Source organism: Acinetobacter sp. AOR41_HL, from assembly GCF_027854645.1.
GTDB classification, from domain to species: Bacteria; Pseudomonadota; Gammaproteobacteria; order Pseudomonadales; family Moraxellaceae; genus Acinetobacter; species Acinetobacter nosocomialis.
The window spans coordinates 181,544-208,496 of the sequence record NZ_JAKTHZ010000017.1 but is presented as its reverse complement, the minus strand read 5'-3'; the positions used below and the strand labels follow the sequence as shown (position 1 = coordinate 208,496).

Here is a 26,953-nt window from a genome sequence, read left to right as displayed (position 1 = left end):
TTATATATTACATTCTTAAATAAACAAAGCTAAAAGCTCCTACAAGAAATAAGATGAATAATGTCATAAATTTAGTTATTTTTTTATCTGCCCATGTCATTTTAAGCATCGTCCAACCCTGAAAGCGTTTAGCAAGAATGCTATTTAAAATAAGTGTTGAAAGATGCAATATAACCAAAGCTAAAAATAAGTTTGCGAAAAATGAATGTAAGTCTCTCAAAGCATAAGTAAAGTGTTCTGTTCCGTATCCAAGTGCTACAACAACAGGAATGAGTATGAAAATAAATACAATCGAAGCTTGAAATAGCCCAATACTGAACAATTGAATTGTATTTTTCGAAAAAAGACTGAATGAATTTGTATGGCTAAAGGACTTTTTAATTGCATTAAATGCCATAGTGCTCCGCTTCTTTAAGCCAAATGGCGCAGTACTTGAAACACGTGGACTTAAAAAGTGCCAAATAACCCGTGTAATAATGCCAATCAGGAGAATATAACCAAACATCATATGCACCTGATGTAAGTCCTCGTTATCCCCTGTAAAATAAGCACCAACGAACGAAACCATAATAATGATGTGCAAAACTCTTATAAGAATATCAATATGTGATAACGTTTTTGACATCACAAAACTCAAAAATTTAAAAATAATATTAACTTTGGCAATTAAAACTTAAATAAATATTAATCAAATTTAGTTTAATCAATTCCATAAAAAAAAGAGCACCTATAAAGGTACTCTTTAGTTAAAAACATATCTTAATTAAAATTTGGTATCGCGCATTTGCACTAAAGTTGAATTCGCTTTTGCCAACGTATGTGCAACTTTATGCATTACTGCTGGAATCAAGCTATCTGCCATTTGTGCTGCTTGTAAACCTAACTTTTCACCCAAAGTCGCCTTTTTGCGTGTGTTAATCACATAGACGTCATGCTGAGGTAACAACGCTAATAGGTATTCATCGGAAGTTTGTAATTTATCTACAAGGTTTAAATCAAGCGCATCTTGTCCATACCAGTGCTCACCTGTAGCAACTTTATCTACATTAAGCTGTGGACGATATTTTTCTACAAAGTGCTTAAACAGGATATGCGTCTGTTGTAGCTCTTCTTCAAATTTCGCTTTACCTTCAGGTGTATTTTCACCGAACATAGTCACAGTACGCTTATATTGCCCTGCTGTGTAAAGTTCAAAGTCAACGTTATGCTCTTTTAAAAGACGATTGAAATTTGGAACTTGAGCAACGACACCAATTGAACCCACAACAGCAAATGGTGCAGAAATGATTTCATTTGCAATACAAGCCATCATATAACCGCCACTTGCAGCGACCTTGTCAACACAAATCGTTAAATGAAAACCTGCATCACGTAAACGAACTAACTGAGCTGCTGCTAGTCCATAACCATGAACCATACCACCCGGACTTTCAAGACGTACCACTACGCGGTCACGTCCAGCTTTAGCGGTAGCTAAAATAAGTGTGATTTCTTCACGGAGGTTTTCAACCGCAGATGCTTGAATATCACCTTTAAAATCTAAAACAAAAATTTTCTGATTGTTCTTACGGCGGATTTTAGCTTCTTTCGCAAGTTGTTGAGCCAATTGTAAAAGCTCTAAACGGCTTGCTGTCGTTTGTGCAATTTTTTTTCTCTGTTCATTTACACGTGCATTTAAATGACTAACACGTATTTCCGCAGGGAGTTTAGGCAAATGGAATAACATAAAATTCTATGCTCATAAGTTTGTCTTTATAGCCTTAAGATGTGGTTCTTTTGATTAAAATTCAATAGCGATTTTGCAAAATAGATTCATTTTCATTTATTAAATAAAAAAAAGAGCACGAGGCTCTTTTTTTTATTTAACTATAAATTAACCAAAACGACCAGTAATGTACGCTTCTGTCAATTGATGGTCAGGTTGAGTAAATACTTTCTCTGTAGAGTTTACTTCGATTAGATCACCTAAATGGAAGTAAGCAGTACGGTCTGAAACACGCGCTGCCTGTTGCATTGAGTGCGTTACAATCACAATCGTATATTGGTCAGAAAGTTCTGAAATCAGTTCTTCCACTTTTGCTGTTGCAATTGGGTCAAGTGCAGAACATGGTTCATCCATCAAAATGACTTCAGGACTTACCGCAATTGTACGCGCAATACATAAACGTTGTTGCTGACCACCAGATAAGCCTGTACCCGGCTGATTTAAACGGTCTTTAACTTCTTCCCATAGACCAGCTTTACGCAAGCTATTTTCAACAATTTCTTCTAGGTCGTATTTATCACGTGCTAAACCATGTAACTTTGGTCCATATGCAACGTTATCAAAAATAGACTTAGGGAATGGGTTTGGCTTTTGGAATACCATGCCCACTTGAGCACGTAGTAACACTACATCCAGATTCGGATCATAGATATTTTTGTCATCTAAAGTGATCTTACCTGTTACACGACAACCATCAATTGTGTCATTCATACGGTTTAAGGTACGCAGGAAAGTCGATTTACCACAACCTGACGGCCCGATAAATGCAATCACTTCATTTTGATAGATATCTAAATCAATGCCTTTAATAGCTTCGAAGTCACCATAATAAACATGGGCATCTTGTGCACTAATCTTGATTTCGGTTGAGTTTGGCTTTTTTGAAGTATGTGGCTCAAAATGCGAAACATACGAAGTGCCATGATGCAGTTGTGTATCTGTAAGTGGAGATTGTTCAGTATTCACTAACTTATCCTTTTCTAAGGAATTCGTAATATCGATAGTATTCATTATTTATCCTCTATTACCAACGCACTTCGAACTTTTTACGTAACCAAATTGCAAGGCTGTTTAAACCAATCATTAATGCAAGGAGTACGATAATCGCAGCAGCTGTACGGCCTTCGAAGAAGTTACGCAACTCATTACCTTGCCATAAGTAAACTTGAACAGGTAAAGCAGTTGCTTGATCAAATGGAGTGGTTGGAATACTTGCAACGAATGCACTCATTCCGATTAAAAGTAACGGTGCAGTTTCACCAAGCGCATGTGCCACACCAATAATTGAACCTGTCATGATGCCCGGCATAGCCAAAGGTAAAACATGGTGGAAAACGGTTTGTACTTTAGACGCCCCTAAACCAAGAGCAGCTTGTCGAATTGATGGAGGTACAGCTTTTAAAGAAGCACGTGTTGTAATAATGACTGTCGGTAATGTCATTAAACTTAATACCAAACCACCGACAAATGGAGCTGATAATGGTAAATGCATCCAGCCAATGAAAATTGCAGCACCAAGTAAACCGAATACAATTGAAGGAACAGCAGCAAGGTTATTAATGTTGACCTCAATGATGTCGGTAATAAAATTCTTTGGAGCAAACTCTTCAAGATAGATAGCGCTGGCAACACCAATTGGGATCGAGATAATGATCACAATTAACATCATGAATAATGAACCCATGAATGCGCCTGCAAGACCACTAATTGCTGGTGAGCTACGAGAATCCGGATTCTTAAATAAGTTAGTATTAAACGTATTTTCAAGAATACCTTTTGCTTTCAAATCATCTGCAAGCTTACGGATTTCCGGATCGAGTTGCTGCTGGTCATCTGGTAATGAACGGTCAATGTTACCTTTTAACCAGACATCTACGTTAGCATCACCCAAGAAAGTAAGATTCTCTTTTTTACCAATGAGTGATGGGTCAGCAAATACCATGTCACGTAAACGATAAGCTTCCGAGCTTGCGTAAAGGCTACGTAAAGAATCACGTTGTGACTCAAGTGAAGGGTCTTTAGCAACTATTCCATTTACGATGAGGCTGTCCCAATCCACCATACCCATTTTTGTTTGCCAATCGACATAACGTTCTTGGTAATGAGCAGGTGTTTCACCTTGTGCACGTACTGGCAACGGACCGGCATCAATCACTTTAGGATCGAAGTAAACTGGTACATTCATACTGGTTTGCCAAAAAGCTGGTAAACCTTTTGCCAAAATACTACCAAACAGTAGCGCTACGAATGCAAGGCCAATAACCACTGCTGATAAACCAGCAATACGGAAAGCTTTTTCTTTACGGTGACGTTTAGCCAATGACTTTTCAATGACTTTTTTACGGCGATCACGTGCCTGAGCAGCAGCTTGTGGATCAAATACGTTCTGATCCATAGGAGACGATGTATTTGATGTACTCATTCGTATTGCTCACGGTATTTACGCACAATGTACAGTGCAACAATGTTTAATCCCAAGGTGATTACAAAGAGTGTTAAACCCAATGCAAATGCCACCAAGGCCTGTGGGCTTGCAAAATCGGTATCGCCAGTTAACTGTTTTACGATGGTTACGGTAACTGTCGAAACAGCTTCAAACGGATTTGCATGTAGAAGTGGACTGTTCCCCGCTGCCAAAACCACAATCATGGTTTCCCCCACGGCACGCGATACAGCCAATAAAAATGCCCCTGTAATGCCCGGTAAAGCTGCTGGTAAAACCACTTGGCGAATTGTTTCTGATTTAGTTGCGCCAAGTCCAAGTGAACCATCACGAAGTGCACGAGGTACTTGAGTAATAATGTCATCAGATAAAGATGAAACGAACGGGATAATCATGATTCCCATTACGAAACCAGCAGTCAAAGCACTGGTTGCATTAATTTCAATACCGACATGAGCACCAACAGCTTTAAAAAATGGACCAATAATCATCATGGCAAAAACACCATACACAATTGTTGGAATACCCGCTAAAACTTCAATCGTTGGTTTTGCCCATGAGCGCAACCATGGTGACGCATATTCAGCTAAATAAATGGCAATCATTAATCCAACCGGTACTGCAACCAATAAGGCAATACCACTGACCATGAGCGTACCCCATAGCAATGGTAATAACCCATAGCTACCTTCGGCATTGCCTGAAGTACTAAAGCCAGGGTTCCATTCTGTACCAAAGAAAAAGTCGATTGGACTTACAAAATGGAAAAAGTGCATTGCTTCGCCAAACATCGACATTACAATGCCGATTGTGGTCAAAATTGCCACGCCAGAACACAAGATCAAACCAACATTAATCGCACGTTCCACTTGGTTACGTGCACGATATTCTTGGCTAATTTTTTTCTTTGCCCAGACTAGACCTAATAATGCAGCACAAACAACAACAGCAAATTTGGCAAAAGAGCCAATAGTTTGAAATTTTGCATATTGCTGAGCAGCAGCTAACTCATAAGCAGCTGGATGATCACTTACCCCAAAACCAGAAGCAATCGCTTGAACTCGATCAACAAGTACACTTCTTGCTGCTTCATCAAGAGAAGCTGACACAGAAGCTGGAATATTATTAAAGATAATATGATTTAAAATATTTGGTTCAACCAAGTTCCAAATTATCAAAATTAAAAAAGCAGGGATACCGCACCAAAGTCCAACCAGTGCGCCATAATAACCAGGACGAGAATGTAATGTCGCTGAGTTGCTTCCCTTACCTGCTAGGTTACGGCTTTTTCTCAGCCCAAGTTGATATGCAATTGCCACAAGGGCTAACAACACACCGATAAGTAGCAGATTCATGTATTCTCCACTGTTTTCTCAATTGTCATAATTTGGGAAAAACGTGTTAGACAAAAAGGCTGATGATCACTTGGGATCACCAGCCCCTATTCAAAACAAATTATTTAACAGTTTTACCTGCTTTAAAGTCAGCTAGGACTTTAGCGCGCTCTGCATCAGACATCGCGATTAAGCCATCACGCTCAGCTTTAGAACCTTTACCAGTCGCTTTTTTGCTTAGGAAGTATTCTACATACTGTGGTAAACCTTTAACTGATTTTAAGTGTTCGCCTTTCACATAGAAGAATAATGGGCGAGATACAGGATATGTACCGTTTAACACAGTTTTCTCAGAAGGAAGTACGTTGTTTACTGATGCTACACGTAACTTGTCACGGTTCATGTCATAGAAACTTAAACCAAACACGCCTACTGCACTTGGAGAAGTTTTTAAGCGAGCTAAAGTTTCTGTATAGTCACCAGCAATTTCAATTACACGACCGTCTTTACGGAAAGTCGAACATGCTTTCTTCTGAGCATCTTTATCTAAGTTTTTGAAGTATTCGTATGATTCACAACCAGCATCAACCATTTTCTCTTGGAAAACTTCACGCGTACCGTGGTTAGACGCAGGAATTACAAGTGTAATAGGTTCATTAGGAAGTGATTTGTCGATTTGATTCCAGTTTGTATATGGGTTTGGAACCAATTTACCTTTTGAAGGCAACTGTGCAGCTAAAGCAGCAAACACATGGTAAGGTTTTAATTTATAAGCTGCTTTATGTGAGCTAGACGCGAATACAATACCGTCATAACCAATTTTGATTTCTTGAATTTGTTTTACACCAGCTTTGTTACAAGCTTCAATTTCAGTGCTTTTAATTTTACGAGAAGCGTTTGCAACGTCGATCGTGTTGTCACCAACGCCTTGACAGAACTGTTTTAAACCAGCAGAAGAACCACCAGAACCTACAACAGGAGTTTTAAATTGAGGGAATGTATTACCAAACTCTTCAGCTACAACGCTGGCAAACGGTAATACAGTTGAAGAACCAGCAATTTGAATCGTATCACGAGCTGCATTTGCAGTCGTTGTTACAGCGGCCCCAGTTACTGCTAACGCAATTGCGATTTGACGTGGATTTAAGCGCATTCTGTTCTCTCTCATTAATGCAATAGGTTGTACGTCACTTTTTGTTGAGTGCTTGTACGCTCTTCGATAGCTGCATTGTGAATAGAAAATATGACAAATAAGTTACAGTATTATGACGCTTTCATGATTTTTATAATGTTCATTGTCACATTTTTAAATTTATTTTATATCAAATATTTAAGATGATTTTATAAGGACTTTGATAATTAGATTTAATGGGAAATATGACAAATGCTCAAAATGATAAAATCATAATTATGTTTAAATTATAAAAACTTAAGTAATTTAATGAATTGATGTTACAAAATTATTTTATTGACACAATTCTCAATTTTTTACATGCCCTCTTTAATTTTAAAAAATTATTTCGCTCGAACATGAAAATATTATGACAAAACAAAACGGTTACCTGCCTTATGTCAGATAACCGCAATATCACCGTAAATTAAGCTTATCAGTTTGATTGTACTTCTGGCATTGGGACCATTTTTTTACGGTACTTCAAGAAATACATAATGGCTAAAACAGCAAGCCAGATCGGCCCCAAAATCACTGCCAGTCTCATATCTGGAGTCATTGCCATAATAATAAGAATGAAACATACAAAGCTAATGGTTAAATAGTTACTCCATGGGCTCATGATGCTTTGAAACTTAGTTTGACGACGTTGTAATTTCATTGCTTTAGTAAATTTCAAATGCGTTACAGAAATCATGAGCCAGTTAATGACAAGCGCTGCAACAACTAACATCATAAAGAGCTGAAAAGCTTGGCCAGGAATTAAATAGTTCACCACCACACAGACTGCTGTGATTGATGCAGACACAACTGCCGCCGGAACTGGAATACCACGGCTATTTACTTTTTTCAAAATTGCTGGCGCATTGCCCTGCTCTGCTAAACCATGCAACATACGACTATTACAGTAAATACAACTGTTATAAACCGAAATAGCAGCAATCAAGACCACAAAGTTCAGAACATTCGCAACGCCATTACTATTAAGGGACTGGAAAATTAAGACAAATGGACTACCACCTTCTGCCACCATATTCCAAGGATAAAGACATAAAAGAATACCAATTGCACCGATATAAAAAATCAAGATGCGGTACACAATCTGGTTCACTGCTTTTGGAATTGTTGTTTCAGGTTTTTTGGTTTCTGCAGCTGCAATACCAATAAGCTCTAAACCACCAAATGCAAACATAATCACAGCCAAAGCCATAATAAAGCCATGAATACCATGCGGAAAGAAACCACCGTGTTGCCATAAATTTGCAACACCTGCTTGCGGACCTGCTGAGCCTGAAAGTAAAAGATAAGCACCGAAGCCAATCATACTTAAAATCGCAACAATTTTAATGCAGGAAAATAAGAACTCGGATTCCCCAAAAAAGCGGACATTTACCAAGTTAATGCCGTTAATTAAAATAAAGAAAAATAATGCAGTCATCCATGTTGGAATTTCAGGCCACCAGAACTGTATAAACGTGCCAATTGCACTCAGTTCGGCCATACTTACCAGTACATACAACACCCAGTAGTTCCAACCAGACATAAAACCAGCCATTTTGCCCCAGTATTTGTTCGCAAAATAACTAAAAGAACCACTTACCGGTTCTTCAACAACCATTTCACCTAAATGACGCATAATTAAAAAGGCAATCACTCCTGCAATTGCATATCCTAATAAAATTGAAGGACCAGCCAATTTAATTGTTTGAGAAAGACCTAAGAATAACCCAGTTCCGATCGCCCCTCCGAGTGCGATGAGTTGAATATGTCGATTGGATAAGCCTTGTTTTAACTCGTGCTTATTGTTTGCATCCATAACATTATCTCCAATGTTGGTGTCACTTCCTGTACACCTTTATTCAGCACCACATCCGAAGATCAGAAACCGACCTTCGGACATAAATTGCTTTAATATGAGTCCATTTAATTTTGAGAAGACGTGTCCTATCTTCTATTTAAAACGAGCTTGCATCCTTACATTTAATAGGTTGGGAACGCTCCTTTAAAATTTCGTAGCCACGATCGCCGTAATCAAAACGTGCAATCACAGAAGCAAATTTTTTCAAACTCACCGGGGCATCCATTGCTGGTAGTTTTAATTCAATAAAAGTTAACTGGTCATTTTGCTGAACGTTGTCTAGAACACTCTTTAACTGCCCTGCGGTTTCAACCACATAAGTTGTATGGCCTTTCTTACCGTTAAATACCGCTGGAATTTCAGTGTATTTCCAGTTTTGCACGTCGTTATAGGCAGCGTTTTCACCCATAATTAAGCGCTCAATGGTATAGCCGCCATTGTTCAGCAAGAAAATAATTGGTTTTAAACCATGACGGATAATTGTAGAAAGCTCTTGTACCGTAAGCTGGAACGAACCGTCACCAATAAACAAAATTTGACGGCGTTCAGGGGCAGCCAACAAACTACCAAGCAAAGCAGGTAAGGTGTAACCAATAGACCCCCAAAGTGGCTGTGCAATATATTTAGCTGTAGCAGGCAGTTTTATACCTGACAAAGCAGAGTTTGATGTCCCGACTTCCCCAATAATCACATCATCTTCTTTTAAGAAACCTGAAATGTAGTTCCAAAGCACATCTTGGCTTAGTCTCTGTTGAGCTGGCGCTTCAACTACTTTCTGAGGTTGTTTTTCAAGAAGGGGAACTGACGATTTACGTGGCGCAACTTTTTTATTTAGCTCAACAAGTAATTGTCCAATTTCAATACCCGGAAAATCCTGCCCAAAAATATTTAAGCCATAAGATTTAATTTCGATGTAGTTCTTGGTCTCAATTTGATGAGTAAATACAGCTGAGCCTACATCGGTAAAGCGCGCGCCAATACCAATTAAACAGTCAGATTGTTCAATGATATTTTTCACATGCGGTTGGCTTGCCCCACCCACATAAGTTCCGATATAACGAGGTGAGCTTTCATCCATAATATTTTTTGCAGTATTCATACCTGCAAATGGAATTGAGCATTTTTGAGACAAATCATTTAAAAGTGAAGTTACGCCAAAAACTGAAGCTTCATTATCAATTAAAAGCGCTGGACTTTGAGCATTCTCAATAATGTCACAAAGTTTGCTCACCACACTTTGCAATAATTCAGGCTCAACAGCTGGATAACTTAAGTCGAGCGGACACTCAGACACTTCAATTTTAACGTGGGTAATATCACCAGGTAGTTGGATGTGTACAGGACGGCGTTCAAGGAAACACTGACGTAACACACGATCAATTTCAGAAGCTGCATTTGCAGGAGTTAAACGAGTTTGGGCAACTGTGAACTCTTTCATACAGTTCATAATATTGTCATAGTTACCATCGACAAGCGTGTGGTGAATTAAAGTGCCCTTTTGAACTGCATGTAAAGGTGGAATACCTGAGATATGAATAAGAGGCACATTTTCTGCATAGGCACCTGCAATACCATTAATGGCACTTAAGTCACCTACACCATAAGTGGTAGCCAAAGCAGAAAAACCGTTAATTCGTGCATAACCGTCTGCTGCATAGGCAGCATTTAATTCATTACAATTTCCAATAAATTCGAGTTGTGGGTCTGCTTCAACTTGTTCTAGATATGAGAGGTTAAAATCACCAGGTACACCAAAAAGATGTTGGATACCCATTTGTTTTAGACGAAGATTTAAAAATTCACCAATTTCTATGAACATTGCTCTATATCCTTTGAGACCAATTTTTATTCCATAGAAAAATAATATTTCATCTATCTTTTAGATTTCGTGCATAATGAAAACGCATTTTAATAAAAATACATGATTTGTGTATCATAAAAGGATTTTATGCAATGGATAAGTTCGACTGGCAAATCATTCAGGCACTACAAAAGAATGGACGACTCACCAATCAGGAAATTGGAGATTTAATCGGTTTATCTGCTTCTCAATGTTCAAGACGACGTCAATTGCTTGAGCAAAAAGGCGTGATTCTTGGCTACACGGCACGCATCCAGCAACAGGCGCTAGGGCTTGAAGTTACAGCAATGATTCACATTAATTTAAGGACACACGAAGCCAAATCACAACAAGCTTTTCAAGAGCTGATTGAAGCTGAAGATAACATTCAGGATGCTTTTTCAATTAGTGGCGATGCAGATTTTATTTTAAAAGTTGTTGCTGAAAACTTAGAACAGCTTTCTCAATTTGTGACTGAAAGATTGCTTTCTTATAATTTTATAGGCCATATAAAGTCTTACATTGTTCTGAAAAAAATTAAAGAACAGAATCATTTTTTAATCAAGCCTAAAAGCATGAGCTATCATCACTCTCAATAAAATAACTCAGCTTTTCACTCTTAAAAGTGAAAATAAAAAGGCGGATACTAAATCCGCCTTAAAATTAATATTTAGATTTTACTAATATGGACCGTTTGCCCAATCGTATTTTCAAGCAAACCTTCCAAACCAAATTCAGCGCCTAAGCCAGACATTTTCCAGCCACCAAAAGGTGCATGAGGCAACACTTCTGCATGGGTATTAATCCAAACCGTTCCGCATTGAAGCTGCGTAGCATAGGTCTGTGCGGCTTTAAGATCAGAAGACCAAATTGAACCGCCTAAGCCAAACTCACTGTCATTGGCACGGGCAATTGCATCGTTGATATCGGTATATTTTAAAACAGGCAACACTGGACCAAACTGCTCCTCTTGCACCACGCGACAAGAGTCAGAAACTTCAGTCAAAATAGTTGGCGCAATAAAGTAGCCTTGCTCTGGTAACTGTTGTTGTCCAGAAAGTGCTTTTGCACCTTGTTCAATCGCCTCAGCAATAAGAGCTTTCACCTTGTTATATTGCATTTGGTTTTGTACTGGACCAAATGTTGTAGAAGATGCCATACCATCTCCCACCACTTGAGCGTTGGCAATATCAGCTAACTTTTGAGATAAAGCCTCATATTGGCTTTCATGTACATATAAGCGCTTCAATGCCGCACATGTTTGACCAGCGTTTAAGAACGCCATATTAAAAATCTTAGCTGCAATTTCATCGATATTTGCATCTGGCAATACAATACCAGCATCATTACCGCCGAGCTCTAAAGTTAAGTGTTTTAGCTGCTGAGCTGCACCAGCCATAATGTGCTGACCAGTTCGAGTTGAGCCAGTAAAGACAACTTTTTGCACATCTGGATGAGAAGATAATGCTTCGCCAATCTCACCAGCTCCAACCACAATTGAGATTACACCAGCCGGAACTTCTTGCTGAATGATTTCACATAAACGTAAAGTCGATAGTGGTGTGTATTCAGAAGGTTTGCTAATCACAACATTACCCGCACGCAATGCAGGCATGATGTGCCAAACTGCAATCATGAGTGGCCAGTTCCATGGCGTAATTGAAGCCACTACACCCAATGGTTGGCGATGGCGCTCAATACGCTTAGTTTCACTGTCTTCAATTACTTCTACCGGTAAATCCATAGAAGCCGCATAACGCGTCCAGCCAATTGCACCCTGCACTTCCATTTGCGCAAGTGCCAGTGGTTTACCTTGTTCAAGAACAACCAGCTCTGCGAGCATTTCAGCGTGCTTTTCAATGCCATCTGCAATTTTATTTAGGATTGATTTACGTTCATCATGCGAGATTTGTTGCCAAGCTTTAGATGCCTGTTTAGCTGCACTCACTGCTTGGTTCACCTGCGCAACTGATGCTTTTGCACAACGTGCAGCAGTTAAGCCAGTAGCAGGGTTAAGAATTTCTAGTTCACCTTGTTCACCTGAACAACGTTGACCGCCAATAATGAGTTTAAATTCATTGAGCATATTCGCTTGTTGCATTTCTTCTTCCTTGTCTTAATTGTAATTACAGCCACTTACTTTTTTCAGTTAAAGCGGGATTATTTAAAGTAAGTGCGATATTGATATATCAATACAACCCAAAATATCTGGAACCTACCAATACAATAAGAAATTTGCTCCCCATAAATCATGCATAATTATTTTTGTTTTTTGAAAATATGCATATTTTGTGCATATTAGTCTTTTCCGATGCACACTTTTAATAAAAATAATATGTAATAAAAAAGCCCGGCAATAAACCGAGCTTTTTTAGTATCAACTCAATTAGTCGATTGGTGGTACGTAATTACCAGAAGCAATCGCATCTTTAATGCGGTCAGCTTCAGCCAATACTTGAGCTAAAAGGTTTTTAACATTTTCAAATGTTACAACAGGGCTTAATGTAGTCATTTTCAATGACTGTACATTACCAACTTTTGTTACACCGATATTTGCTTCACCACGTGCAAACAATTCGTCTGCTACGTTTTGATTTAAGCTATCGATAAACTCAACTGGATAACCTTCTGGTACAACACGGAACAATACCGAAGCAAATTGTGGTTCAACTAAAAGCTCTAAACCGTCAGTTGCCTTGATGTAATCTGCAACTTCACGAGTCAGTTTTACACCATGGTCAATCATTGAACCATATAGGTCTTCACCAAGTGATTCAATTGTCATCCACAATTTTAATGCATCAAAACGACGAGTCGTTTGTAATGACTTAGACACAAGGTTAGGTACACCATGTTCTTCGTCATAAGCAGAGTTCAAGTACTCAGCTTCGTAGTGCATGAAACGATAGTTCGCTTCGTCTTTTAACAAGAACGCACCACAGCTAATGCTTTGGAAATAATGCTTATGGAAGTCGAGGGTGATCGAGTCAGACAACTCAATACCATCAAGCATTGCACGATAGTCATTTGACAAGATCAGTGCACCGCCCCATGCAGCATCGATGTGCATCCATGAACCATATTTCGTTGTGATTTCACGAATTTTCTTCAATGGATCAATTGCACCAGCATCGGTTGTACCTGCTGTCGCAACAACACAAGCAACAACTTTACCTTCAGCTTGAAGATGCGCCATCGTTTTTTCAAGAGCATCAACATCCATCTGAGCATTTTCATTCACAGGTACAGTTACAACTGACTGGAAGCCCATGCCCATCATTGCCATGTTCTTTTGCACAGAGAAATGCGCATTTTCAGAACAAATGACTTTGACGTTTTTCATTGCTTCAGCTGGAATACCATCACGCTGTACAGACCATGGATTACCATTTTCGTCTTTCCAGTTTTTCGCAATGCACCAGTCACGAGCAAGCAATACACCCATCAAGTTAGATTGAGTACCGCCAGAAGTGAAAACACCTGCCTGACCAGAACCGTAACCTACTTTTTGACGCAACCAATCAATAAGCTGAACTTCCATTAATGAACCTGCCGGGCTTTGATCCCATGAGTCCATAGACTGGTTAGTTGCATTGATTAACACTTCCGCGATCTGGCTCATCACCATGGTTGGGCAGTGTAAATGTGCTAATGAGTGTGGATGGTGTACTTTTAAGCTTTTATTTAAGAAAAGCTCAATCATACGTTGAAGAGATTGTTGTACACCCATACCTTCTTTTGAAGGTTGGAAAGAAATTGCTGAACGCAATTCTTTAATGCTACCGCCTGTGTACATTTTTTCATTTTGCAACCATGCTGAAACGGCTTTTACCGCTTCGCCCATTGCTGACTCATAGTCAGCAATGGATTGTGCATCATTGCAGAGTAACGCTTTACGATGTTCTGCAAAATCCACCATACTTACGCGCCTCGCACTGCAACCAATGCTTCTGCAACTGCTTTCTTGAAGCGAGCAATTACTTCTACACACTCTTCTTGAGTAATGATGAGTGGGCAAAGTAAACGAATTACTGTACCGTTACGACCACCTTTTTCAAGCAATAACTTGTTGTTAAAGCAAGCAGTCTGGATCGCAGCCGCTAACTGAGAGTCAGCAGGGTGAGAACCGATACGGTCAGCAGGTTTACGCTCGTCAACGATTTCAACACCAATCATTAAACCGCGGCCACGTACGTTACCGATACATGGGAATTCAGTAGCTAATTTTTTCAATTCAGCTTGTAAGAATTCACCACGCTCTTGTGCATTTTGAGCAAGGTTTTGTTCCTTGATCGTTTCTAATACAACAAGACCTGTACCCATAGCAAGTTGGTTACCACGGAAAGTACCAGTGTGACCAGCAGGCTGCCAAGCATCAAATTTACGCTTAATACCTAATACTGCAAGTGGTAAACCACCACCTACTGCTTTAGACATTACAACGACATCAGGTTCAATACCGGCATGTTCAAATGCAAACATTTTGCCTGAACGAGCAAAGCCTGCTTGAACTTCGTCTAAAATTAAAACGATGTTGTGCTTTTCAGTCACTTCACGGATTTTTTGCAACCATTTTACTGGAGCTGTAACAACACCGCCTTCACCTTGAATTGCTTCAAGAATAACAGCAGCTGGCTTAGTTACACCGCTTTCAACATCTTCAATAAAGTTTTCGAAATAGTAAGTTAAAGCGTCAACACCAGCTTCACCACCTAAACCAAGTGGGCAGCGATATTCATGCGGATATGGCATGAATTGTACGCCTGGCATTAAGCCATTCACTGCATTTTTCGCACTTAAGTTACCAGTCATTGCAAGTGAACCATGAGTCATACCATGGTAACCACCAGAGAAACTGATCACTGAGCTACGGCCAGTGTAAGTTTTAGCAAGTTTAATTGCTGCCTCAGTCGCATCTGCACCAGAAGGACCACAGAACTGTAAGCAATATTCTTCTTTACCACCTGGTAAATATGCTAACAACGCTTCAGTAAACGCATCTTTTAAAGGTGTGGTTAAGTCTAAAGTATGCAATGGCAAACCACTTGCCAATGTGTCTTGAATACTTTGAATCACCGCAGGATGATTATGACCTAAAGCCAATGTACCTGCCCCAGCTAAACAATCAAGGTACTGTGTACCTTCAACATCAGTAACCCAGCAACCTTGTGCTTTCGCTATCGCTAACGGTAATTTACGTGGATAGCTACGAACATTCGATTCCATTTGACTTTGGCGAGTCAAATAATATTCGTTGGTAGCATTAGTGGCAGGGTTGACAGAAGTAACGCTCATATCGGATTACCATCTCTGATAAGGGTAGAAAGAAATAAGTCTGGTGACTTTTGGTCCTTTGACTCGGTGCTTTATAGAACTAGCGAAGACACATATTTTATATCTTGTAACTAGGAGCGCGATGATACCTAATTTTGCAAGAAAAAAAACGTCTTTTGTGTACTTTACTCATCTAATCTTATTGAAAAAATGTATTATCCCAATAGTTACGATGAATTATCATCATACTATGTGACAGCCTAAAGAAAATATTCTTTTTTTATATTAGTTTGATTTTTTAAGTTACATTGAAATACTTTATTTTTAAGTTTTTATTTTTCAAAGCTTTTGTCTGCACCAAAAATTAAAAAACGTGATTTAAATATTACAAATACCCCACAAAATCTGCAAAAGTTATGCATAACTTATGTTTAACATTTCTTAATGAAAAAAAATTAAATTTATATTAATTTTTAAAGGATAAATTTATGCGTACTTTAGCAATATCTACTCTTCTCCTTGGTACGGTACTCAGCCCTATGGTTTTTGCCCAAGATGATAATGCACTTCACTACAATATTGTAAATGTTCAAGCTGAAGCTTCTCGTCAGGTATCTAACGATGAAATGCATGCAACGTTATATATTGAAAAAAGTAACAAGCAGCCTGCTGAACTTTCAAATCAAATTAACCAGTTAATGAATCAAGCACTGGCGACTTCACGCAAATATCCACAGGTAAAAGTGGAAACCGGTGCTCAAAGCACTTATCCAATTTATGACAATGACAGTAACAAATTAAAAGAATGGCGTGGCCGTGCAGAAATCCGTTTAGAAAGTAAAGATTTTAAAGCAGCAAGCCAATTAATTAATGAGTTACAACAAAGCTTTCAAACTCAATCCATTAATTTTAGTGTTTCAGATGAGCAACGTAAAAAAGTTGAAAATGAGTTAATGGTTGAAGCATCTAAAAGCTTCCAGCAACGTGCTCAAATGTTGACTCAAGCTTGGAATAAGAGCCAATACACGTTAGTTAATCTAAACCTAAACACGAATAACTATTTTCCTCAGCCTGTAATGCGTGCAAGTATGGCTAAATTTGCGCTGGCCGAAGCTGCAGCCCCAGCTCAAGATATGGCTGCTGGTGAGTCTAAAATTACCGTAAATGCAAATGGTTCAATCCAGTTTAAATAATTATTTTTCAAACTAAAAAACCGCATTCTTAATGCGGTTTTTTTATACTCCACATTATTGTTCTAAACATAAATCTTGCAATGAACTCCATGCTGCTTTGGCTAACAAGTCTTTATAGATTTTAGGGTCAGACTTTACACGTTGTGATAACCACGCACGACAATAACTTTCTGTAGAACCAATGACCAGTGACAGCAAAAGTTCATGTGGAATCATATGGAAAGCTTTAAATTCTTCAAAATCTGCAATCAAGCTGAATATCTTTTTGTTTCTACTTTTATTTTTTTGAGCAAGTTGTTGCTGTTCTTCCCCTTGCATAATATTGAAATGAGCAGTAATTAAGAATTTTGCAAATTCGGGTTGTTCACTTACCCAGTCTACATAACTATGAATTAAACCAAATACCACCTCTTGTAATGTTTTGGCCTGTTTTAAATATTCATCTCTTAGTGCTGTCTGATCATCTAAAGCTGAAAAAAATAAAGCCGCGACTACTCCTTCTTTATTTTTAAAATGGTGGTAAACCGCTCCAACACTCGTTTCTGATTTGGCACGAATCATTTCAATGCTGGTCGCTTCAATGCCATGCTCTAAAAAACAATCTAAAGCATCTAACAATATTTGTCGTTTTAACGCAGCCCTTCTTCCGGGATACAAACGTTCTAATAAATTTTGAGCAGACACCATTTTGTATTCTCTGACCAGTCATCGGAGTTATTTTGAATGACTTGACGCATATTTGTAAACAGAACTATATTCTTTAACAGAATAATATTCTGTATTTTCAAATTAAAGGAAAATTAATTATGGCAACAACATTAGAACTCTGGAATAAAGTCACTGCTTTCCCTAAAGGAAAGTGGACTTTCTCTCGTATGCTGTGCCTAAAAGCACCCTATTTCGGCAGTATTTCTCCTCTTTTTATTGAGCTAAAGCCAAATTATTGTGAAATTTCCATCAAAAAGAAGCGTTCTGTGCTTAACCATATTGGAACAGTACATGCAATTGCCATGTGTAATATGGCAGAGCTCGCAGGTGGAACTATGACAGAAGTTACTGTCCCTTCTACTCATCGCTGGATTCCAAAAGGCATGACTGTTGAATATTTAAAAAAGGCAGAAACAGACCTTATTGCTGTAGCGGCGCCTGTACACGCGAATTATGACTGGGAAAAGGCTGGAGAATATTTAGTTAATGTAGATGTTTACGACACTCACAAAGACAAGGTATTCCATGCCACTATTACGATGTGGATTTCTAGAAAGAAATAAAAAAAGCCCTGAACTCTCAGGGCTTTTTCATATTATTTTTTAAATGGGAAAGCATATTTTGCAATACGCCCGACCACTTGACCGAACTGTTTAACAAAGCTGGCATTGTTATAGTTCAAACCATATTTTTTACAAACTGCTTCAACTTTTGGAGCCATTTGACGATAACGACGAGCAGGAATATCTGGGAATAAGTGATGTTCGATTTGATGACTTAAGTGACCAGACAAAATATGAAATGCTTCTGAACCTGTTAAGTTAGAAGAACCACGAATTTGGCGCATATACCAGTGTCCACGGCTTTCTTCTTGTAAAACAGATTTTGGAAATACTTCTGCATCTTTTGTGAAGTGACCACAGAAAATAATACTGAATGTCCAGATATTACGAAGACCATTAGCGACTAAGTTACCCGTAAATACTGGTAAAGCTGCTGGCCCTGCAATGAGAGGGAAGAAAACATAGTCTTTAAAAAGTTGCTTACCAATTTTTTTATTCACTGGTTTTAACTCTTCTAAAAATTGTGCCTTGGTCTTACGTTTATAAAGCACACGCCCAATTTCAAGATTCTGAATTGCTACGCCCCACTGGAACAATAAGCAAAATGGAATACTATAAATCGGTTGCAGTAAAAACCCTGGTTTCCAACGTTGCTCAGGGAATAAACGGAGTAAGCCATAACCAATATCATCATCAACACCTTTAATATTGGTATAAGTATGATGTTTATAGTTATGAGTTTGGCGCCAGTTATCAGATGTACCTACCGTGTCCCACTCATAAGTTTGGCCATTAAATTTTGGATCATTCATCCAGTCATATTGACCATGCATAACATTATGACCAAGTTCCATGTTCTCCATAATTTTAGAGAAACCTAATAGACCTGTACCCAAAATCCATGCTGGTGGGAACCAACCTGCAAATAAGCATGCTCGTCCTAAAAGACTGCTATAGCGAACGGCAGCATAAACACGACGGATATATTTTGCGTCTTTTTCACCCAAATCATCCAATACTTCTTGTTTGATCTGATCAAGCTCTTTTGCAAATGCTTCAAGTTCTGCTGGAGTCAAATCGCGATTTTTAGGATTTTTAAAATATTCGACTTTCACTGGCATATTCATAAGAGGTCTCTCTTAAAGATCAATAACTAGATCGGATTGTGCTGAGTTCACACAAATTTTAAGTAACTGGCTTGGTTCTGTATTTTGACTACCGTTTAGTAGGTTACGTGTAGAACCTTGCGTTTTACTACAAACACATTTATTACAAATTCCCATACGGCAACCGTGTGTTGGCTTAACACCTTCATGCTCAAGGCTCACCAAAATCGATTGTCCCTTAGGAATTGCAATCACTTTATTAGACTGAGTTAATGTGACATTCACATAACCGACATCATCTGCAGAACTTGCATTGCTTAAACTAAACGCTTCAGTAAGCACGGCTGGTGCTTTTTCAAAAAGCTCTTCGACAGTTGAAACAAAGCCAGATGGACCACATGCGTAGACCGTGCTGTTTTCAATATCATCAACCAAAGCAAGATGTTCGGCATTTAAGCGCTCATCATTTGGTGTTTCTTGTGTGTAAAACACCTGATAGCTGAAATTTGGGTTTTGTTCAGCCACTTGCTCGAAATACTCTGTAAAAGCAGCATCAGAACGCTGTTTTACCCAATATAAAAGCTGAACCTGCACTTTTTCTAATTGCTGGCTTTGCTTAATTGCTGTGATTAAGCTCAACATTGGTGTAATACCACTACCAGCAGCTAACATAATTAATTTTGGTGTCTGGATATTTTGTTGCATATCACCATAAGGTTGACCAAGCTCAAAAATATCACCAATCTTACTTTCAGCAATGAACCAATTACTAACAACACCATCAGCAACTTTTTTAACGGTTAAACGTAAGTGCTCTGCATCAATTTGTGTCAAGCTATAAGTACGTTCATAACGGCGGCCCGCAATTTCAACAATCACTGGATGATGCTGACCTGCTGCTCCCATTTTGACCAAACGGTTGCATTTTAAAGTAAGGCTCACAGTGTCATGAGCTACGAATTCTTTTTTTACAATTTGAACTAGTCCGTGCTGTACAGACCATAAGGGATTTATTTTTTGTAGCCAGAAACTCGCCATATCTTTATCAAATACGGCTTGTGTTAATGAATTGAATAGAGAATTTCTCTTTTCGATTGCTTGCATAACTGAGGGCTCTGTCGCTCTTTTTTAATTATTATACACATGTATATATATTTGTATATACACCCGTACTTTTAATTACAATTTCACAAGTTCCCTGTCTAACGCTATAATCCAGAGAGTTTAAGAATATATTGAAAAGCATGACCCAAACCTCACTTTCTCAGAGCCAAAATGACACAAGCTCTTCACAAGATGTCATTGAAATAAAAACAGTAACGCGTTCTGTTGGAAGAAAAGCGACGATTACTAAAGAGGAACTTTTTCAGGCTGCACTTAACCTGATTGGTCCACAAAAAAGTATCGCCTCACTCAGCTTACGTGAAGTTGCGAGAGAAGCTGGTATCGCACCAAACAGCTTTTATCGCCACTTTAAAGATATTGATGAATTAGCCATTTCACTCATTGACCGTGCTGGTATCGTTTTACGTAAGATTATTCGTCAAGCTCGTCTACGGGCATCTTTTCAAGACAGCATTATTCGTAGTTCGGTAGAAATTTTTCTTCAGCAGCTTGATGCAGATGAAGGTAATTTAAGTTTATTGTTACGCGAAGGTTTTACAGGTTCTGCATCTTATAAAGCTGCTGTAGACCGCCAGCTCAACTTCTTCCAGCAAGAACTACAAGAAGATTTAATCCGTCTAGAGCGATTAAACAACAACCATCTATACCATCCAGAACTCGTTGCAAAAGCAATTACGCAACTTGTATTTCATATGGGTGCTAAGGTGATTGATCTTCCGGTTCATCAACGTGCAGAAGTCGCAGAACAAACCATGATTATGATAAGAATGATTTTAGAAGGTGCCCGTCATCTAGACGAAGCAAAAATACGATAAATTCAACATAAAATGGTTTGTGATTTTACAAGCCATTTTTTATACAGATATACCAGTTTCTTGATAAAAATATAATTCGTAGATTGAAGCAACCAACATGCAAGAGTATAAGTAATTATTATTCTAGCAATACATACCCATATTTCCCCACGATATTTAGGGATTCACATGCAAAGTTTGAGTAATCGTCAAAGCCTGATTGCAAGTTATATTCTGATGGGCATTTTTTTGCTTTCGGTTATCCCCTTGCATCTCTTAGCAAGCTTTTTTGCTGGCTTTCTCATTTATGAAATTATTATTAGTTTAAGCTCTATTGTTGAACGTTATATTGATGGTCAAAGAGCCCGCATTTTTATTAGTATTTTACTCAGTATTATCACGGTTTCACTCATCGCCTTTTTCATTACAAGTTTAATTAGCTTTGTGGTTTATGACTTAAAAGGTGTAGGTATCCATAATATCAACAATAAAGTCGATCAAACGCTATTACACTTACAAACCGAAATTGGCAAATATCTTCCAGGTTATATTCCAGACAGCGTTACAGAACTAAAAGATGAAATTTTTGCGTTTATGAAAGATAACGTGACGACATTAAAAAATGCCAGTTCCGATATCTTACATAACTTCGTAACGATGATTATGGGCCTTATTATTGGTATTTTGGTGGCTATTCATGGCTTTCACCGTCGAACACCACAGCCTATATTTAAGTCTTTACTCATTCAACGTATTCAAAAGTTATCAATTTCTTTTAGAAACGTCGTTTTTGCTCAAATTAAAATTTCAGCAATTAATACGCTGCTCTTTATATTATTTGCATTTGTAATATTGCCGATTTGGGGTGTTCACCTCCCTTTCGCCAAAACCTTAACCATTCTTACTTTTTTGTTTGGTCTCATTCCAATTTTAGGCAACTTAATTTCAAATACGCTCACTTTTATTGCTGCATTGACGGTTTCACTCGGTCTAGCAGGCGTTGCTCTGCTCTATCTCGTATTAGTACATAAGTTAGAATATTTTATTAATGCGAAAATTATTGGACATAAAATTAATGCCAATGCATGGGAAATTTTATTGGCAATGTTAATTTTTGAGTCAATTTTTGGTTTAGGTGGATTGATTGCAGCACCAATCTTTTATGCGTATTTAAAACTAGAATTAAAAGATGCCAGAATGATTTAATTAAATTTTACTCAATAAAAAAGCGCCGTAACGGCGCTTTTTTATGATTGCTTACTTATGGTTTAACCACCACAAGTACTTGAATCGCTTCCGGAGTTACGGTTAAGCCATCGAGTAAACTCAAGCCTTCTTTTTGCAACTTCTGTAAGCGCTCAATTTCGTCTTGACGAATACTTGGGTTGAACTGTTTTAAATAAGTTAAGCGGTCAATCTCGTATTGCCATTTACTACCATAATGCTCTTTTGCCTGCTGTTGTAACTGTGGCAAGCCTACTTTAGCAATATCAAGTGCTTGTCTATAACGCTCTTCAATTACTTCACGGCGAGCTTTAACCACTTGGCGGCAGCTATTGCCATCTAAATGGTGCAAATATGGTTTTAAAATGGTTGGATCAATCTTTTCAGATAAGTCCTGACCATTTTCACTTAACAACACGCGAATGAGCTGTTTCGGTAAGCTTGATGGCAAGTTCAAAGATTTTGGTGCAACTACATCAACTTTAAACCAGACTTCAAGTAATACAGAACCTTGCTTTAATGCATTTGACTTAAGAACAGCAACATTAGTACTACCGAAGGATTGTGTACGGATCATTTCCATTACACTTTCAATGAACGGATGCTCTAAAGTCAGATATTGAGCGTCTTCACGCATTTGTGCTTGATCACGATAGAACGTCGCAGTCATGCCCTCTTCGTCTAGTGCCAAACCTTGAACTTGCATCTGGTCTGTCGGACGAATAATAACAGTACCGTTACTTTGCTCATCAAAATCGATATTGGTTGAAGACATAAAACGCTTCACAAACATAGGTAATGTTGTGTTGTCATCGTAGTCTTCTAAGGCTTGAACAATTTCTTGTGCAACGATAGGACGACATGAGTTGTATTCAAGCAAGCGATCTCGACCAGCTTGTAGCTCTGTTTCTAAAGCTTGACGTTGAACATTGACTTCTTCGAGTAAGTCTTCAAATGTTTGGCCTTGATCTGAAAGTAAGCAGTCTTTTAATTCAACAATAAAGTTTTCTTGCAACGTTTGAGCTGTTGGAGAAATATTGCTAAAAATATTTAATGCTTCATTGTACCAACGGAACATGCGCTCTTGAGCAGTACCCATTAAGTAAGGTACATGAATTTGAATACGGTTTTCTTGACCAATACGGTCTAAACGACCAATACGTTGTTCTAAAACATCTGGGTTTGCAGGCAAATCAAATAAAATGAGATCACTCGCAAACTGGAAGTTACGACCTTCTGAACCAATTTCAGAACACAGTAAAATTTGAGCACCATAGCTTTCTTCTGCAAAGTAAGCAGCTGCTTGGTCACGCTCAAGTAAACTCATGCCTTCATGGAACATTGCAGTACGAATACCTGCATGCAAACGAAGTGCGCTTTCTAAAGATTCAACTACAGGACCACTACGTGCAATTAAAAGAACTTTTTTATGTTTAAGTTCTTTACGTAGAATTTCCATTAACCATGGCACACGTGGGTCATTTTGCATCCATGATCCATCAATTTGTGCTTCTTCTGGCCACATTTGCTCACGTAGTTTACCGTCTTTTGACCAATCTTCTGGCGCTGGCAAAGGTGCTGGTTGGCAATCACGGCCTGGGAAACCTTGAATCGCTTCACGCGTATTACGGAATAAAATACGACCTGTACCATGACGGTCTAACAACTCATGAATCGCTCTGAAACGTTGTTCAGGCTGATCTTCAATTGAATGACCCAATAAACCTTCTAAAGCAGTTAAATGCTCTTGAGTTAAAGGTTCATCTGACATCAATACTTCTGCAACTTGAGCAGTTTGCTGATATTGCGCTTCTTCATCCAAGAAACGCTCTAAACTGCTAAAGCGCTGCGGATCTAACAAACGTAAGCGTGCAAAGTGACTTTCTACACCAAGCTGTTCAGGTGTTGCTGTAAGAAGTAATACACCAGCCGTATTTTCGGCAAGCTCTTCAACTAAGTCGTAACGATCATTACCGCCTTCTTCTTCGCTCCACATTAAATGATGCGCTTCATCGACAACGAGTAAATCGAAACCAGCTTCTAGTGCTTGCTCACGTAAATCGTCATGGTCCACCATCAAGTCGACGCTGGCAATAATACATTGCTCAGTTAAGAACGGGTTAAGCTCTGGATCATGTTCTTTAATAGACGCAGTACGGGTTAAATCGAACAGAGAAAATTGCAAGTTGAAACGGCGACGCATTTCAATCATCCACTGATATTGCAGCGAATCAGGGACTAAGATGAGGATACGTTCTGAACGACCAGTTTTAAGCTGTTGATGGATAATCAAACCAGCTTCAATTGTTTTACCTAAACCTACTTCATCAGCAAGTAAAACACGTGGTGCAAAACGTTTACCGACTTCATGTGCAATATAGAGTTGATGTGGGATTAAACCAACGCGTGCACCAACCAAGCCGCGTAATGGACTGGTTTGCATTTGCGCTTGCATTAGCATGGCTTCAATGCGTAAGTCATACCACTCTTTATAATCGATCTGGCTTGCTAGCAAACGATCTAAAGGTTTTGATAATTGAATTTGTGCACCGATACGAGTTTCATTGAGCGCTTTACGTTCTTGTTCGCCATTTTCTAAGGTACGAACTACGTTGTAACGCAAAACGCCATGGCGGTCTTCAACCGACTCAACAATCCACTTTTGGCCTTCTTGATCTTGAACTTCATCGTTTGTGTTAAAGATGATGCGAGATAGCGGTGCGTTATTACGTGCATAGACACGCGTTTCATCACTCTTGGGGAATAAAATGCTGACAGATCTTTCATCTACATCAATAAGAACGCCTAAACCGAGCTCAGTCTCTGTATCTGATAGCCAACGTTGACCAATAGCATACTGCTGCAATTTTTCCACCTTTTTCTCAAGTTCGCACTACATATTGTACGATGCAAATTAGCTTATTTTTGCATCTTTTTATGTAGTCTTTAAAGCAAAATTTTGCAGCAGAAACCAATTAAATTATTTCGCTACAAAAATTACTCATTGAAAGTTTTTACATTAAAACGGTACAGGACAGTTAAAAGTTAATGATTCCCCTGTGACAGGATGATTAAAACTTAACTGTTTGGCATGCAAGCACAGACGAGGAACAAGTAATTGTTCCGGTGTTGCATACAATGTATCACCTACAATCGGATGTCCCAGATATTGCATGTGTACACGGAGTTGATGAGAACGTCCGGTAATCGGTGTTAATTTGACACGCGTAACCGGTTGTCCCTGAATCTGGAAATGTTCGATCGCCTGCCAATGTGTTAAAGCAGGTTTATTATGAGAAGCGTCGACAATATGTAAAGGTGGTCGACTCGGGTCATAGACGACAGGGATATCAACAGTTCCTTCGCCGTCTAGATGGCCTGCGACTAACGCTTCATATATTTTCGAAGTTTGACGGTCTTGAAATTGGCGTGCAATCGCACTTTGTCCACGCTTAGATAACCCAAAAACCAAAATACCCGAGGTATCACGGTCAAGGCGGTGAATGAGCAAAGTTCGTGGTTCAATTGCCACCAGTCTTGTCAAAACGCTGTCATGTAAATCACCTTTCCCTGGCACACTCAAAATGTCCGAAGGTTTATGAATCACCATAAAATCATCATCACGATAGATCAGATGTTCACTTAGAAAATCACTCAAAGTTGTATTCCCAAGGTAAGATGAAAAACAAGCGGGCAATAATAAAAAGCTTACGTCCGAATTACAATGCCGTTCGGGTAAATTAACAACAGAATTTGCAAATATTATGATTCAGTTTATGGCTAAAGCCGATTAGTGCTTCAATAACTGCATAATATGTTGCAACGTAGGTGTTTGCATCAGCTCTTCAGCACTTAGACTCGCACCGTTCGCGCACCATAATTCCAACAGATAATTGACTCCAGCAGTGTCTAAACCGTAGTTTCTTAAATCTATTTCTGGATGAATTTCCATTGGATGCCGCCCAACCTGTTCAGCAACTGCCAATAAAATTCCTTTCTCGGATAACACCTGTGACGACGGTGCACTTAAAGACCATAACCGCATTAAAGTCTGTGTGTTTATATGTTGAATGGAGTCAAAACTGATTTTTTCAATCCACTGTACATGCTGGTCTAAACTACTCGCCAAAATCGCATCATTTACAACAGCTACATAATCTGTAATGGATAAAACAAGCTGCATGACTTGCTTAAATAGCGGTGATAAATTTCCCGCCATTATCACTTGTGCTTGAGTGTTTGATGACAACTGTTGCCCAAGCTGTAACATGGCCTGTTGAAGTTGAGATGACTGAATCATCATAACTGGAATTTCGAGTGCCTGTGCTCTTTTGCTTAGCATTTCTAAATGATCGGCTAATGGTTGGTGTGACCATTCAGATGCATTTTCAAGTTCATTTAACCCAACCATGAGCAAAATGCCATGCGTAGATTCAATAGGCCAATTTGAAGTACTTGCGGCTAACTGGATTTTTCGAGGTAAGGGGTAAAACATGGTTCTCTACAAATATAAAAATAACTCAAATTAAAAAGCCCGTTTAAAACGGGCTTTTTT

General features: G+C 38.7%; 22 protein-coding genes. 5 read left to right on the top strand and 17 right to left on the bottom strand.

Features of this window, described 5'->3' with window-relative positions:
• Positions 1–7: 7 nt before the first annotated feature.
• The 8 genes from MKL35_RS05060 to MKL35_RS05025 form a co-directional block, all read right to left on the bottom strand.
• The gene (locus MKL35_RS05060; protein ID WP_004707656.1) at positions 8–625 is read right to left on the bottom strand and encodes a cytochrome b/b6 domain-containing protein; all 618 of its coding nucleotides are present in this window, start codon (positions 623–625) and stop codon (positions 8–10) included.
• Between the two features lie 138 nt (positions 626–763).
• On the bottom strand, positions 764–1,726 hold the full coding sequence (gene sohB, locus MKL35_RS05055) for a protease SohB (protein WP_032010280.1): 963 nt from the start codon (positions 1,724–1,726) through the stop codon (positions 764–766).
• A gap of 147 nt (positions 1,727–1,873) precedes the next feature.
• Positions 1,874–2,776, bottom strand: a complete 903-nt coding sequence (gene pstB / locus MKL35_RS05050; RefSeq protein ID WP_002052705.1) for a phosphate ABC transporter ATP-binding protein PstB — start codon at positions 2,774–2,776, stop codon at positions 1,874–1,876.
• Positions 2,777–2,789: 13 nt separating this feature from the next.
• Positions 2,790–4,187: a phosphate ABC transporter permease PstA gene (gene pstA, locus MKL35_RS05045; protein WP_016804258.1), complete on the bottom strand. Its 1,398-nt coding sequence runs from the start codon at positions 4,185–4,187 to the stop codon at positions 2,790–2,792.
• A complete protein-coding gene (gene pstC / locus MKL35_RS05040; protein ID WP_004707651.1) occupies positions 4,184–5,563 on the bottom strand; it encodes a phosphate ABC transporter permease subunit PstC in 1,380 nt (459 codons plus the stop codon). Before pstC ends, pstA begins: the two co-directional genes overlap by 4 nt.
• A gap of 100 nt (positions 5,564–5,663) precedes the next feature.
• The gene (locus tag MKL35_RS05035; protein ID WP_004707648.1) at positions 5,664–6,695 is read right to left on the bottom strand and encodes a substrate-binding domain-containing protein; all 1,032 of its coding nucleotides are present in this window, start codon (positions 6,693–6,695) and stop codon (positions 5,664–5,666) included.
• A gap of 454 nt (positions 6,696–7,149) precedes the next feature.
• On the bottom strand, positions 7,150–8,529 hold the full coding sequence (locus MKL35_RS05030) for an amino acid permease (protein WP_002052892.1): 1,380 nt from the start codon (positions 8,527–8,529) through the stop codon (positions 7,150–7,152).
• A 139-nt stretch (positions 8,530–8,668) separates the two neighbouring features.
• A complete protein-coding gene (locus MKL35_RS05025; RefSeq protein ID WP_032010283.1) occupies positions 8,669–10,390 on the bottom strand; it encodes an alpha-keto acid decarboxylase family protein in 1,722 nt (573 codons plus the stop codon).
• 134 nt (positions 10,391–10,524) lie between these two features.
• Here MKL35_RS05025 and MKL35_RS05020 point away from each other — a divergent pair, with 134 nt between their 5' ends.
• Positions 10,525–11,010, top strand: a complete 486-nt coding sequence (locus MKL35_RS05020; protein WP_000357090.1) for an Lrp/AsnC family transcriptional regulator — start codon at positions 10,525–10,527, stop codon at positions 11,008–11,010.
• A gap of 71 nt (positions 11,011–11,081) precedes the next feature.
• On the opposite strand, the gene MKL35_RS05015 is transcribed toward MKL35_RS05020, so the two are convergent.
• The 3 genes from MKL35_RS05015 to MKL35_RS05005 all read right to left on the bottom strand — a co-directional run bounded on the left by MKL35_RS05015 (position 11,082) and on the right by MKL35_RS05005 (position 15,706).
• A complete protein-coding gene (locus tag MKL35_RS05015) occupies positions 11,082–12,512 on the bottom strand; it encodes an aldehyde dehydrogenase family protein (RefSeq protein ID WP_017394313.1) in 1,431 nt (476 codons plus the stop codon).
• 285 nt (positions 12,513–12,797) lie between these two features.
• Complete coding sequence (locus MKL35_RS05010) at positions 12,798–14,330, bottom strand: pyridoxal phosphate-dependent decarboxylase family protein (RefSeq protein ID WP_004707641.1); 1,533 nt, start codon at positions 14,328–14,330, stop codon at positions 12,798–12,800.
• Between the two features lie 2 nt (positions 14,331–14,332).
• On the bottom strand, positions 14,333–15,706 hold the full coding sequence (locus tag MKL35_RS05005) for a diaminobutyrate--2-oxoglutarate transaminase (protein WP_000117540.1): 1,374 nt from the start codon (positions 15,704–15,706) through the stop codon (positions 14,333–14,335).
• A gap of 467 nt (positions 15,707–16,173) precedes the next feature.
• Here MKL35_RS05005 and MKL35_RS05000 point away from each other — a divergent pair, with 467 nt between their 5' ends.
• Positions 16,174–16,878, top strand: coding sequence for an SIMPL domain-containing protein (locus tag MKL35_RS05000; protein ID WP_002052708.1), 705 nt, complete (start codon positions 16,174–16,176; stop codon positions 16,876–16,878).
• Between the two features lie 54 nt (positions 16,879–16,932).
• Here MKL35_RS05000 and MKL35_RS04995 read toward each other — a convergent pair whose 3' ends face one another.
• Positions 16,933–17,565 carry a TetR/AcrR family transcriptional regulator gene (locus MKL35_RS04995; protein ID WP_017394314.1) on the bottom strand — a complete coding sequence of 211 codons (633 nt, stop codon included), beginning with the start codon at positions 17,563–17,565 and terminating at the stop codon, positions 16,933–16,935.
• Positions 17,566–17,684: 119 nt separating this feature from the next.
• On the opposite strand from MKL35_RS04995, the gene MKL35_RS04990 reads away from it, so the two are divergent.
• Positions 17,685–18,149, top strand: a complete 465-nt coding sequence (locus MKL35_RS04990; protein ID WP_032010289.1) for a hotdog fold domain-containing protein — start codon at positions 17,685–17,687, stop codon at positions 18,147–18,149.
• Positions 18,150–18,181: 32 nt separating this feature from the next.
• Here the strand turns inward: MKL35_RS04990 and MKL35_RS04985 are convergent, their stop codons facing one another.
• Both MKL35_RS04985 and MKL35_RS04980 read right to left on the bottom strand, forming a co-directional pair.
• Positions 18,182–19,276, bottom strand: coding sequence for a fatty acid desaturase family protein (locus MKL35_RS04985; protein ID WP_032010290.1), 1,095 nt, complete (start codon positions 19,274–19,276; stop codon positions 18,182–18,184).
• A gap of 12 nt (positions 19,277–19,288) precedes the next feature.
• Positions 19,289–20,359, bottom strand: a complete 1,071-nt coding sequence (locus MKL35_RS04980; RefSeq protein WP_016804265.1) for a ferredoxin reductase — start codon at positions 20,357–20,359, stop codon at positions 19,289–19,291.
• A 140-nt stretch (positions 20,360–20,499) separates the two neighbouring features.
• Here MKL35_RS04980 and fabR point away from each other — a divergent pair, with 140 nt between their 5' ends.
• Together fabR and MKL35_RS04970 are read left to right on the top strand one after the other, a co-directional pair.
• A complete protein-coding gene (gene fabR, locus MKL35_RS04975) occupies positions 20,500–21,195 on the top strand; it encodes an HTH-type transcriptional repressor FabR (protein ID WP_004707630.1) in 696 nt (231 codons plus the stop codon).
• Between the two features lie 168 nt (positions 21,196–21,363).
• Entirely contained in the window at positions 21,364–22,380 is a 1,017-nt protein-coding gene (locus MKL35_RS04970; protein WP_002052593.1) for an AI-2E family transporter, read from the top strand.
• Between the two features lie 55 nt (positions 22,381–22,435).
• Here the strand turns inward: MKL35_RS04970 and rapA are convergent, their stop codons facing one another.
• The 3 genes from rapA to MKL35_RS04955 all read right to left on the bottom strand — a co-directional run bounded on the left by rapA (position 22,436) and on the right by MKL35_RS04955 (position 26,893).
• On the bottom strand, positions 22,436–25,273 hold the full coding sequence (gene rapA / locus MKL35_RS04965) for an RNA polymerase-associated protein RapA (RefSeq protein WP_031981770.1): 2,838 nt from the start codon (positions 25,271–25,273) through the stop codon (positions 22,436–22,438).
• A 144-nt stretch (positions 25,274–25,417) separates the two neighbouring features.
• Positions 25,418–26,056, bottom strand: a complete 639-nt coding sequence (locus MKL35_RS04960; RefSeq protein ID WP_004700090.1) for an RluA family pseudouridine synthase — start codon at positions 26,054–26,056, stop codon at positions 25,418–25,420.
• A gap of 132 nt (positions 26,057–26,188) precedes the next feature.
• Positions 26,189–26,893, bottom strand: a complete 705-nt coding sequence (locus MKL35_RS04955) for an isochorismatase (RefSeq protein WP_032010292.1) — start codon at positions 26,891–26,893, stop codon at positions 26,189–26,191.
• Between the last annotated feature and the right edge of the window lie 60 nt (positions 26,894–26,953).